Here is a 12,985-nt window from a genome sequence, read left to right as displayed (position 1 = left end):
TGATTTGCATGAAAAAAAGTATTAACGAATTGGCTTTTTTCGGAGGAACCCCTCTTTTTGATATTTTGCTGCCCGTTGGACAGATCAATATTCCTGAGTATGAACGTTTCGAAGCTCTTATGAATGATGTTTTCGATAGAAAATATTATGCCAACCACGGTAAATTAACCCTTGAATTTGAAGATAAATTTTCAGAGCTTTCCGGAATGAAAAACAGCATTGCCGTTACGAACGGAACCGTTGCAATCAGCATTGCGGCGAAGGCGCTGAATTTGCCTGTGAAAAGCAAAGTGATTGTCCCTTCTTTTACCTTTATCGGCACGGTTCAAGCTTTGACTTGGGCTGGCTTGGAACCTGTTTTTGCGGATATTGATCCTGAAACCCATACCATAACCTATGAAACGGTCGCTCCTCTTTTAAAAAATAAAAATATCAGCGCAATCCTAGGTGTGCATCTTTGGGGAAATCCTTGCGATGTCGAACGGTTGGATAAAATTGAACAACAATACGGCATTCCTGTTTTTTATGATGCCGCCCATGCTGTCGGTTCAGCATATAAAAATAAAAGCTTGGCGTCATTCGGGCATTGTGCGACATTTTCATTGCATGCGACAAAAGTTTTGCAGGCTGCCGAGGGCGGAGTTATTTGCACGGATGATGATGAATTGGCTGAACATATCAGAAATATCAGAACATACGGAAGAACTAAAAAAGTAAACGATTCTATGGTGTTCAATGCTCGCTTTTCCGAACTTCAGGCTGCCATGGCTTTGCTCAGCATAGAAAAATTTCCTGAATACGTAAGCAATAACAAGCATAGGTATTTATTATACAAAGAGAGATTGAAAGATGTTCCCGGGGTATCCGTTATTCAATATGACGACAGCATGCAGGGCAACTATCAATATGTCGTTTTTCGGCTCAATGAAGAAAAATTCGGCATTTCTCGGGATTTACTGGTTGAAATTTTGAGCAATGAAAACATTATCGCCCGTAAATATTTCATTCCCGCAGCGCATAAAAGTGTTCCTTATATCAATATGGAATGTTCCAAGGTGAAACTTCCCAATACGGAACTTTTGACACAGGAAGTTTTTCAGCTTCCTTCAGGGCAAATTGTCACGGACGAACATATTGAGCGAATTTGCGAACTTATTTCGTTCATTCAGCAAAATGCAGATGCTATTAAGGAAAATTTAAAGAGGTAGCCACAATGCAGCCAAAAGTAATTATCTGTTGTCCGACATACAACCAAGAAAAATATATTGAGCAGGCATTGCAAGGTCTTATCATGCAAAAGACCAACTTCCCTTTTGTGGTGCATGTGCATGATGACTGTTCCACAGATGATACGAAAAATATTATTTTAAAATATCAAAAATTGTATCCTGAAATTATTATTCCTAAATTTCATGAGTATAATTGTTTTTCAAAAGGTGGCGAATTTTTACAAGAGCAATTGCATTCCGATATAACAAGCGAATATTTCGGTTTTTGTGATGGTGATGATTATTGGACTGATGAACAGAAACTGCAAAAGCAAGTTGATTTTTTGGACAATAATCCTGATTTTTCCATTTGCTTCAATCCGGTGGAAGTGAAATATGAAGATGATGAAAGCAAAAATTCTGTTTATCCCGAACCGGGATTTTATAAAAACAAGACTGAATTCACCCTTGAAGATTTATTGGAACAAAATTTTATCGCTACAAGTTCCGCTTTGTACCGTTGGAGAAAAGATTTCAATGACGTTTTCGCTTTTGGGATTTTTCCGGGAGATTGGTTTAAACATCTTTTGCATGCTGAAAAAGGAAAGGTTAAACTTATTCCGGAAGTTATGGGCATATATAGAAAGTATGCTGGCAGCGTATGGAGCGGAGCAGGAGAAAACGACAGTTTTTATTTAAAAAACGGAATCAAGTTCATTAATTTTTATCAAACTGCCGCTAAAAGATGGAATCATGATTATTCCCCGCAAATCAAATGGGAAATGAAAAGAATATTGCTCGCTTTTTTGTCGTCCGGTCAATATGATCAAGTTTCTCGGCTCGCAGAATTGGACAAAGGGATATTTGATTCCATAATCGATGATTTACGTAATATTGACAATCTTTATAACGGATATTGCGAGTCAAAGGAACGGCAGCATAAAATAATGGACGATATGCTCAAATTGGAAATTAACCACTCAGAAGACATGCGAAAATTAGAAAGAGAAATTGCAAAAAAACGGAAAAAAACAGTTCAGATCCGGTATCTTTTGGCGTTATCTTTCTCTCTTGTCTGTTTTATTTTTTATTTGTATTTTGCTAAATAGTCATATTTCCGCAAACAGGCTTCATACCGTTCAGCATATTTTTCTTTCAATTTTCAAAGCAAACTGATTTCGGAAGATTGTATTTTTTTTCTTTTGCAAGAGCGCTGTTCTGATTTTATTGGGCTTTGTGTCATCAAGTCTGTTGTTTCGCGTGTTGCTTTATTGAAAAGCTCTCAAAAATAAGGGAATTGGCTTGCATAATACCAAAAAATTTTGGCAAAGGGACAGGCGTTTAATCCCTTATTAATTATTCTTCATCATAAGCGCTTGCTGTATTGCTTTTAAATTGCAGATTGTATAATGTTTTATAATGCCCGTTTTTAATATTCATAAGTTCGTTATGGGTACCAAATTCGGCAAGGCTGCCTTCCTGAATAAAAGCGATTTTGTCAACATTTTTGATTGTTGAAAGCCTGTGGGCGATAATAATGACAGTCTTATTCGCCATAAGGTTTTCAATGGCTTTTTGCACAATGGCTTCTGATTTATTATCCAAGGCGGAAGTCGCTTCATCCAAAATAAGAATGGGGGAATTGCGCAAAAATGCGCGGGCTATCGCCACCCGTTGTTTTTGTCCTCCGGAAAGAAGATTGCCCCTTTCGCCAATCGGAGTGTCAAGTCCGTTTTCAAGTTCTGCGATAAATTCATCCAAATATGCCGCTTTTATGGCTTGTCGGATTTCTTCTTCTGTCGCATTTGCTTTGCCCAGTAAAATATTATCGCGGATTGTGCCATTAAAGAGAAAATTATCTTGAAACACAATGGTGATTTGTGAACGCAGCGCTTCAATCTCGATATTTTTTATATTGTTGCCGTCAATGGTGATAGCGCCTGATTGAATATCGTAAAAACGCGGCAAAAGGGAAACAATGGTGCTTTTTCCGCCTCCGGAGTTTCCGACAAGGGCGATGGATTCATTCTTTTTTATCTCAAGGGAGAAATCATGCAGAACGGGTATCCCCTCCCTATAAGAAAAATTGACGTTTTGAAATTTGATTGCATGGTCGAAATTGGTGATTTTAAGAGCTTCAGGGCTGTTTTGTATGTCCGGTTCTATGTCTAAAATGTCATAAATACGTTCAATGGCTAAAAATCCTTGCTGAATGTTGACAATGGTGTTTCCCATCGCTTTCAAAGGGGTGTACATCATTAGAAGAGCGGCTAGAAAGGAAACGAAATCTCCGGCTGTGATTGTTCCCTGCACAATGAGCCAGCTTCCATACGCTATTGTCAGACTGATGCCGATTGATACGGAAAAATGCATGAAAGGTGAAATCCATGCGGTTCTTTTAACCATTTTGACGGAAAGTTTAAAAATTTCATTTAAATTCATTATAAATGAATTTCGCTGCGTATCTTGAAGATTATAGGCTAAAATGGTTCTGTTTCCGGAATAGGTTTCGTTATATTTAGTGTTTATTGTTGATATGACATCGGTATTTTTTGCAATGATTTTTTTGAGCAGTCTTCGCACCGTGGTAAGGGGGGCGACGGTTATCGCCAAAATGATAATGGCGATGATGGAAAGCTGCCATGAGGTGTAAATCAACACGCAAAGAAGGGATAAGGTGGAGCAGACCCTTGTCACTAGGTTTTTTAAATTGCTTAACAAACCGGAACAGGCGAGATCCGCATCGGAGGAAAACCGCATCAATATTCTTCCGGAATTTTGTTCATCATAATATTTGGGGTCAAGTGACAGCAATTTGTTGTATAACGCTTCTTTAACGTTTAAATTTAATTTTCCGCCGGCATAAGCGGTTAAAAAGGCGGACAGATAGAGAAGCACTCCTTGGATAATGGTGAAGCCTACGATTAAAAAAGGCAAATACCAAGGAGCTTGGGCATTGTTGCTTACAATCACCAAATCCGTATAAGGCTTCAAAAATAGTGCGATAGTGGCGTCAAGGGAACCGATGGGCACTCCGATAACAAGGGAAAGCAGTGAAATAAACCAAATCGGTTTTACAAACGGCCACATCTTGAGGTAGTTTTGGACAAAATTATTTTTCTTTATGATTGATAACAGCAAATCGTACTTCCATGATTTTTTTATAGACTATAATTAAATTTATCTTTATAGTCAATCTCCGTAAGCCATATGATATATGGAATGATAAGTATTTTAATCAACAAAATAGATAAAGCTAACTGGTTATCAAGATATGTATTTTCTTTTTTCATGGTGCGACAATAGTGCTGACGTTGATTGAGTATCATTTGTTTTCAAAGCGCTTGTATCCGTATACCGTCGCATGGCTGCGTAAAATTTTATTTTAAATTTTTGCCGGTTGTCGGCTTTGCATAAAAAAGACCTCCGGCTGCGTCTGCCGGTGGTCTTTTTTATGTTGCGGTATATTGTTATTTGGGGGTATTGGGAAATTTCATTTTAAATCCGAAAATTGAAATTTCTTTGGTATTGTTTCGTCTGATAACTTTTACCACTCGTATTCTTAAGATTTTATATCTGAGTTCTGTATTATCTTTATTTTTTTCTTTTATGAAGAAAAAATGTTTTAGTGTTTTTAGCTTTAATTTAATAATCTTTAAATAGTGAGTTTTTTTATAGGGCGAGCGCTGCAAATAATAGAAATATTGTTCCCAGAGCGGATGTTTACAGTCGTTATGCCAAGGTTTTAAATTGCTGTTATAATGAATAATTGCATAATGTGATTTAGCCAACTTCATTTCATAATCCGTATACAAAGAATGTTGACCGTCATAAAAAGCATTGCATTGCAAATTATACGCAGGTGAAACAAATAACATCTTTTTATTGAATGTATAATTGATAACATCTTGATCCTGCCATTTCAAAATGTTTTGCTGTGTCAATTTTACAGTGTTTTTGAATAATAAATCTACAATGTTGTCTGTAATCCATTTTTTATTGTTGATAAGCAGTATGCCGGCATTGATTTCGTATTCGATATTCAATCTGCTGCAGTCGTCGGAAGCTCCTTCATATAATTCTTCAACAGCTGCAATATAATTATCTTTTAAATCAATATTCCAAAATTTATTTAAACTGTCAGTTATAATGATGTCACAGTCAAAATAAAAACACTTTTCAAGTTCCGGTTTTAAAATAGGAATAATATATCTGTAATATGTTTGACGTGAAATATGTTGGCAATCAGGGGTGAGAGGGCATATTTCAAAGAGTTTGTCATCAATTTTAATAAATTCAATTTGAAAATCTTTTATTTTTTTACATGCTAAGATTTTATTTTTATTCTTTTCGGAAATATTTCCGTCTAAAATATAGAGATGAAAGTTGTCAAAGGAAGTTGAGTTGATAAGAAGAGAGGTGATGGCTATGGCTAAATGCTGTGCATAGTTATCGTCAGAAGCAAAAAAAATATGAATATCGGACTTTTTACCGACTAATTTATCCATAAGTTTGTCAATGCCTGAACTTGGAATATCCGGGAATTTTTTTAAAGTGTTGAGAGTTTCTTCAAGAATTTTTTTCTTATTGCAGTCAAAGGGATAATATATGAGCTTTTTATTCAATTCCGCAATCTTAGTTTTTGAAAACATGCGTGAAAGTAACTGGTTGCGTATTGAATTTGCAAAATCAGTCTGAATTTTTGAGGTATCTTTTTTTTGCGAAACGTTTTGAAGGTGACTGCGGTATTTGAGCAGTACTTCGGGAATATTCGCCAATTTTCCGCCCAAGAAAATAATATTTTTCCATAAATCATATTCTTCAGCATACAGAACTTCAGGGTCATATGCTAAATTATGTTCTTTTAAAAAAGAATTTCGTATCATTACGGAGGGGTGGCATATCGGATTATAAAAATTCATTGCGACGGCAAGTTCATCCCAATCTGTAAGCGTACACCAGCTTTTCATAGGATTATTGCCGAAAATCTCAATAAATGTGCCAACAACCGTTATATCGGGGTTTTTTTCTAAAAAATCGACTTGCTTTTCAAAGCGGGTTGGCAGCGAAATATCATCATCATCCATACGGGCAAGATATTTGCCTTTTGCAAGCTTAAATCCGGTTGTAAGATTTTTATTGTACCCTAAGTTCTGCGGATTGCTGATAACAACGATTCTGGAATCTTTTTCTTGATATTCTTGCAGTAATTTCGCCGTATTGTCTGTGGATGCGTCATCAATGATAATGAATTCAAAATCGGTATACGTTTGATTAAGAATGGATTCCATCGCAGCAGGCAAATAATTTTCACGGTTATATGTTGACATTATAACTGAAATCATAGGAGATTTTTCAATTTTACATGTTTTATTTTCTGTATGTGCCATCGTTGTTACAAATTCCTTAAAGATTGAAGATACATTTTTTAATCAATATATTCTTTAAGTATTGCTTTACCGATCGGGCAGAATAATCCGGTGCTTCAATATATATATATATATTACTTAAGAACATCATTAACATTTCCTATTTATTTTCCGATTCAAGTTGTTTATCCGCAATATCTATTAAAAACTTTAAATTTTTAATACTTTTTCTAATTCCGCGGATAGAATTTAATGTTATTATATTTATTATCTGTTTAAATACAAGTTTTTTTTCGAGCCTATTTCTTTTTTTGATTAACTCTTTTCTGGATAACGTTAATTTTTTGTACTTTATAAATGCATTCATATCATTTTTAAGTATATTGATATTGTTATCATCAATTTTAAAATTTAAATCTTTTTCTCTAATGAATTTTTGTTCTTTTTCTAAAAAATCAATAAGCATTCTATAATCGGTCATTAATAATGTTATACCAAAATTATGATTGTAAAAGGATGCATAATAATCTTTATATTGTTCAATTACGTTATTTTTTACTAATTGTTCATATACTGCATGTGTCATATTAATTCTCATCATGGAATTAATTGCGGTATTAAATTGTGATACAGAGCTGTTTAAATCTCTTATGAGATAATTATAGAGTTCTTTATTGTGATAATAAATTGTTTTGCAATGCAGTGTATATAAAAATACAAAAGCGTCATCGTCATGAATAAGTTTATCGGGAAAGCGAATATTAAATTGGTCAACAATAGATTTTTTAAAAATTTTAGACCATAAAAGAACATTTATTTCATGTATGTCTTCAAAAGTATACAGATATTTCTTGCCTGATGATGGTAATTGATAGTATGCGAGATTATCTTGCCTTGAATTACTGCTTTCTTTTATGAGGTTTGCTGCACACATTGCAATATCAACATGTTCATTTTCCATTATTGCAAACATTTCTTCGCAATATGTCGGAGCATACCAGTCGTCTGAATCGCAAAACATAAGATATTTTCCTGTGCTGTTTTGCAATCCGATATTGCGGGCTGTCGCAGGTCCTTGGTTTGGAACAGAAAAAATCCTTATTCTTTTATCATTATGAGCAAATTTTTCTAATATGGATAATGAACTGTCGGATGAGCCGTCATTAATACACAGTATTTCAATATCGGAAAATGTTTGGTTTATTAATGCGTTCAGACACTTGTTAAGATATTTTTCCGCATTATAAACAGGCAGAATAATGGAAATTGCTTTCATTGTCGTATTATATTTTTGGGTATCATTCATAACGGGTTTGTTTTATTTCGTTAACGGTATCTGAAATCCTTTTATTGTTTTTTTATTCTTTACCCCATTTTCTCATAGTTAGAAGGTAACGAATTGCCCTTACCACTGAAATGGTCGGAGTTTTGCGATTATTTGAACCCATGTTCTTTTCCTCTACATTTTTTTCAAATTTATATGTTTTATTTTCTGTATGTGTCATTGTTGGGACAAATTCCTTAAAAATTAAAAACGCATTTTTTAAATCAACATATTCTTCAAATGTTGCTTTATCGATTGGGGCGAAATAATCAAGTGTTCTAATATATATATATATATTACTTAAATCAAATAAATCAGCTGTTGCAATATCTTTTTCAAGAAGAACCAAAAGTGAAGCATTCTGCTGTGATTGAGCGATTGCTTCATAGCAATTTAGTATGATGTCTTTTAACGATTGTTTTAGGTTTTGCGTAAAATAATGGCTGATACCTAAAACGTACAATTTGGATTCCGATGATTGACCTACTCTGATAAATTTTTGTTTTAAATATTCAACTCTTGAAATAACGTCATTTTTTTCTTGTAATAACAATGATTGATCGATATTGCCTTTTTTATCCGTATAAAAACTTGGCGGGTTTTTTCCATGAAAAGCAATTCCTGTTTTAGAACATTTGAACATATTATATTCAGTTAAGTCTTCTATACCTTCTGAAAAAATTAACTGAGGATTTTTTAATACATCATTAAGGCTTGAAATAGGAATGTAACTCCATGATAACAAAGAACTTTCAACAAAGTTAAACTTTTTTTTCAAAATAAAGGAAATTTCACAATTTAAACCTAATGAAATAATATGATCAAACCTTTTTTCCATATTAAAATTTCCTGTTTGTTTCCCAATTCCATGCTGTTGTGATGATTTCTTCAATACTTGCATAGTGTGGCTGCCAGCCGAGAATTTCTTTCGCCTTTGTGTTGTCGGCAAAAAGTTTTGCAGGGTCGCCGGCGCGGCGTTCGGCATATACGGTGGGGCATTTTTTGCCGCTTACTTTTTCAGCGGCAAAAATAATTTCTTTTACGCTTGTGCCTGTACCTGTTCCAAGGTTTATACAGCCGCAATATTCAGGCAGTTTTTCCAAAGCCAGCCTATGCGCAGCCGCCAAATCCTCAATATGGATATAATCCCGTATGCATGTTCCGTCCGGCGTATCGTAATCAGTTCCGAACACATGTATGGAATCCCGTTCGCCCTTGATGGCTTTTAGAACAAGAGGAATCAAATGTGTTTCCGGCGTATGGCTTTCGCCTATTTCGCCATCTGCCGAACAGCCTGCCGCATTGAAATATCTTAATGAAATATGGTTTAGTCCATACGCTTTTTCGTAATCAGCAAAAATCTGCTCAATCATGAGCTTGCTTTTTCCGTATGGATTTATGGGAGATTGCGGGTGTTTTTCATCTATCGGAATATAGTTTGGTTCGCCATATGTTGCACAGGTGCTTGAAAACACAATATTTTTAACATTGTTCGCAAGCATCGCATTTAAAAGATTTATTGTGCCGACAACATTGTTCAGATAGTATTTTTGCGGGTCTTGCACGCTTTCTCCCACATAGGCGAAAGCTGCAAAATGGATGACAGCATGAATTTCATGCCGGTTGAAAATCGCATACAACGAAGCGCTGTTCAATAAATCGGCATGGATGAATGCCGCCCGTTTATCAATAGCTTCCAAATGCCCATATACCAAATTGTCGGCGACAATTACCCGATAACCGTTATCAAGCAGATGTTTAACGGTATGGGAGCCGATATAGCCGGCTCCTCCCATAACTAATACTGTTTTTGTCATATGCCGATTCCTTGGTAATTGAAATCTAATGAAAGGGCTTTTTGTTTATCAAGCATATTGCGGCAGTCAATAATGGTTTTGTTTTTCATAAGAGAAGCAATTTTATTCAAATCAAGTTTCTTAAATTCTTCCCATTCAGTCAGAATTGCCAAAACATCGGCATTTTCAACAGCTTCATATGCGCTTTGGCAATACGTGATTTTGCTGCCGATGAGGGTTTCCGCATTTTTCATTGCTTTTGGATCGTAGGCGAAGACAGAATATTTTCTGTTTACAAGTTCGGAAACAATTTCTATCGCCGGACTTTCGCGGCAATCGTCCGTGCCGTTTTTAAATGCTAAACCGAGAACGGCAATCTTGGGATTATCAATATATTTTACAGCATTGACAATGCGTTCCGCCATTTCTTTTTTGCGGTTGTCGTTTCCTTTTATTGTTGCTGTGATTAAAGACATTTCAACATCATTCTGTCTTGCCATATACGCCATGGCGAGAGTATCTTTAGGAAAGCAGCTTCCCCCGTATCCGGGACCGGGCGTTAAAAATTTGGGTCCGATTCTGCTGTCAAGCCCCATGCCTTGAGCGACTTCATAAATGTTTGCGTCAGCTTTTTCGCAAAAATTCGCCATTTCATTGATATAATGGATTTTCATCGCTAAAAAGGCATTGGAAGCATATTTTATTGTTTCAGAGGAACGTCTGCTTACAAAAAGCATGGGAATTTCATTGTCAAAAGCTTTATAGAGCTCTTTGATTTTTTCTTTCGCTTTATCGGAGTTGGCACCGACAATAATTCTGTCAGGATTGAAAAAATCATGCACGGCATATCCTTCACGCAAAAATTCGGGAAGCGATACCACATCGAATTCCGCTTGGGGATTTTTTTTGGCGATGAGGATTTCAATATCGTCGCCTGTGCCGACTGGCACTGTGGATTTTGTTGCGATGATAGTGTATCTGGTCAGGTGTTCCGCCAGTTCCGTTGCTGCGGCATGGATATATTTCATGTCTGCTTCTTTGGTGATAGGGTGGGGAGGCGTGCCCACGGCGATAATGACAAGTTCGGCATTGCTGATGCCGTCTTTCATTGAAGTTGTAAAATGGAGCCGTTTTTCTTTCGTATTTTTGCGGAAAAGTTCTTCGAGACCGTCTTCATAAAGGGTAATTTTTCCTGCCTGCAGCGCATCGATTTTGCTTTGTTCCCTGTCAATACAGACAACCTGGTGCCCCAATTCGGCTAAACCGACACCGGTCGGCAAGCCGACATATCCTGTTCCGATAATGGCAACGTTCATATTTGTCCTCTTGTGCTATGCTTTAAACAAATGGATTTGGGTTTTGAAATATTCAATGGTCTTGTCTAATCCGGCAGTTAATTTAATGGAAGGCTGCCAATTGAATTTTGCTTTGGCAAGGCTGATGTCCGGTCTTCTTTGGGTCGGATCGTCAGCCGGCAAGTCTTTATAAACGATTTTGGAAGCGCCTTTTATTTTATCGATAACAAGCTCGGCAAGTTCCTTAATGGTAAATTCGTCAGGATTGCCGGTATTGATAGGACCGGTGAAATCTTTGCCGCTGTTCATCACACGGATAATGAGCTCGATTAAGTCATCGACATAACAAAAAGAACGCGTCTGTGTTCCGTCGCCGTAAATCGTAATGTCTTTACCCAATAAAGCCTGGCAAATGAAGTTGGAAACAACCCGTCCGTCATTGGGATCCATATACGGACCATAAGTATTGAAAATACGGATGACTTTTATGTCAACGCCTTCTTGTCTGTGGTAATCAAAAAACAAACTTTCGGCGCAGCGCTTGCCTTCATCATAACAGGCTCGTATTCCTATGGGATTGACATTGCCGCGGTAAGTTTCAACTTGTGGATGGACAAGAGGCTCTCCGTATACTTCCGAGGTTGAGGCCTGCAAAATGACAGCGTTATGTTCTTTGGCAAGTTCAAGCATGTTGATTGCACCGAACACGCAGGTTTTGGTCGTTTTTATGGCATGTTTTCCCTGATATGCGGGAGGGGAGGCGGGGCAGGCCAAGTTATAGATTTGGTCGATTTTCGTATCGATTTTCAAAGGCGTGCAAATATCGTGATTGATGAATGTGAAGGAAGGATTGTCCAAATGAGGGGTGATATTTTCAAGTCTGCCGGTGTAATTGTTATCAACGCAAATAATTTTATGACCTTCGCTCAGAAGCCTTGCGCATAGGTTTGCACCGATAAAGCCGGTGCCGCCGGTAATTAAAATTGTTTTCATTAAAAAAGCCCTCGTGTTATGAGTGATGAAATTTTCCAGTAAAATGGAATACGGAGTGTTTTATTGATAGGCAAAAAAAACAAAAATAACTGCCCTGAAAGGTTGAGCGTATTTTTGTAAAGAAATTTATAGCAATTTTTAAAAATATACATACCATCACGGGGAAAAATTGTTTCTTTTTCCAAAAAAGAAGACACTTCCCGCAAATTTTGATTGATATTGTTAAAATCATCTTTGGATAACAATTGGTTTTGACAGATTTTTAACCATTTATCCTTATATGCTAACTTGTTGCCCAATAATGCGTTGATAGTGTCAAATTGCAGCGCAAAATTTTTAATGATGTTTTTGTGAACATTCCGGTTTGATAAGTTTTCCGCATAAAAATTATAGGTTGTCAGTTCTTCATTAAGAATATGAAATTTCGTGTGGTTGAGCAAAGAAAGCCAAAGAGCGTAATCTTCAATAGGTGCGAGGTCTGTTGCATAAAAAATATTATTGTCGGTCAAAAGGTTTTTTCTGAGCATGATACTTGACTGGCAAAGGATGTTGTTTTTAAAAATCAGTTGGTTTCTTATGGCGTTATGTGTTTCAAGATATTTGAATGAAAATGGAATGGAGGTGGAATTGTTAATGGCAACTTTGCTCGCCAGGACGCCGACTTGGGGATTGTTTTCCAAAAAATCAACCTGTTTTTGCAAACGTTCAGGATGTGCGGAGTCATCAGAATCCAAAAACGCAATATATTTTCCCTTGGCTAATGAAATGCCGAAATTTCTGGCTGCCGGCGCTTGTTTATTTTGTGAAAAACGGTGGTAGACGATTCTTTTATCGTGAAGAAAGCTGTTCGCTATTTCTTGAATATAGGGCAATGAAGCGTCATCAATGATAATAAGTTCAAAATCAGTCATTGTTTGTGCCAAAATACTCGAAACCGCATTTTTAAAATACATTTCTTCCGTATTATAACAAGGCATAATAACTGATACAAGAGGCATAT

General features: G+C 36.4%; 10 protein-coding genes. 2 read left to right on the top strand and 8 right to left on the bottom strand.

Annotated features, from left to right (window positions below; translation table 11 throughout):
- Positions 1–8 precede the first annotated feature (8 nt).
- Both JBF11_RS03090 and JBF11_RS03085 read left to right on the top strand, forming a co-directional pair.
- The gene (locus JBF11_RS03090) at positions 9–1,208 is read left to right on the top strand and encodes a DegT/DnrJ/EryC1/StrS family aminotransferase (protein WP_334315916.1); all 1,200 of its coding nucleotides are present in this window, start codon (positions 9–11) and stop codon (positions 1,206–1,208) included.
- 5 nt (positions 1,209–1,213) lie between these two features.
- Entirely contained in the window at positions 1,214–2,317 is a 1,104-nt protein-coding gene (locus tag JBF11_RS03085; protein ID WP_334315915.1) for a glycosyltransferase, read from the top strand.
- Positions 2,318–2,564: 247 nt separating this feature from the next.
- Here JBF11_RS03085 and JBF11_RS03080 read toward each other — a convergent pair whose 3' ends face one another.
- From JBF11_RS03080 to JBF11_RS03045, 8 genes are all read right to left on the bottom strand, one after another.
- The gene (locus tag JBF11_RS03080; protein ID WP_334315914.1) at positions 2,565–4,349 is read right to left on the bottom strand and encodes an ABC transporter ATP-binding protein; all 1,785 of its coding nucleotides are present in this window, start codon (positions 4,347–4,349) and stop codon (positions 2,565–2,567) included.
- A gap of 329 nt (positions 4,350–4,678) precedes the next feature.
- Positions 4,679–6,553: a glycosyltransferase gene (locus tag JBF11_RS03075; protein ID WP_334315913.1), complete on the bottom strand. Its 1,875-nt coding sequence runs from the start codon at positions 6,551–6,553 to the stop codon at positions 4,679–4,681.
- A 184-nt stretch (positions 6,554–6,737) separates the two neighbouring features.
- Positions 6,738–7,883: a glycosyltransferase family 2 protein gene (locus JBF11_RS03070; RefSeq protein ID WP_334315912.1), complete on the bottom strand. Its 1,146-nt coding sequence runs from the start codon at positions 7,881–7,883 to the stop codon at positions 6,738–6,740.
- Positions 7,884–7,935: 52 nt separating this feature from the next.
- A complete protein-coding gene (locus JBF11_RS03065) occupies positions 7,936–8,739 on the bottom strand; it encodes a hypothetical protein (RefSeq protein ID WP_334315911.1) in 804 nt (267 codons plus the stop codon).
- Position 8,740: 1 nt separating this feature from the next.
- On the bottom strand, positions 8,741–9,718 hold the full coding sequence (galE, locus tag JBF11_RS03060; RefSeq protein WP_334315910.1) for a UDP-glucose 4-epimerase GalE: 978 nt from the start codon (positions 9,716–9,718) through the stop codon (positions 8,741–8,743).
- Positions 9,715–11,013 (bottom strand): UDP-glucose dehydrogenase family protein, encoded by a 1,299-nt coding sequence (locus tag JBF11_RS03055; RefSeq protein ID WP_334315909.1) that lies wholly within the window; start codon positions 11,011–11,013, stop codon positions 9,715–9,717. Before JBF11_RS03055 ends, galE begins: the two co-directional genes overlap by 4 nt.
- Before the next feature lie 15 nt (positions 11,014–11,028).
- Positions 11,029–11,985: a UDP-glucuronic acid decarboxylase family protein gene (locus JBF11_RS03050; RefSeq protein WP_334315908.1), complete on the bottom strand. Its 957-nt coding sequence runs from the start codon at positions 11,983–11,985 to the stop codon at positions 11,029–11,031.
- Entirely contained in the window at positions 11,985–12,983 is a 999-nt protein-coding gene (locus tag JBF11_RS03045) for a glycosyltransferase family 2 protein (RefSeq protein ID WP_334315907.1), read from the bottom strand. Before JBF11_RS03045 ends, JBF11_RS03050 begins: the two co-directional genes overlap by 1 nt.
- Positions 12,984–12,985: the final 2 nt, after the last annotated feature.

This window comes from Taurinivorans muris (assembly GCF_025232395.1).
GTDB classification, from domain to species: domain Bacteria; phylum Desulfobacterota; class Desulfovibrionia; order Desulfovibrionales; family Desulfovibrionaceae; genus Taurinivorans; species Taurinivorans muris.
This window is presented reverse-complemented; position numbering and strand designations above follow the sequence as displayed.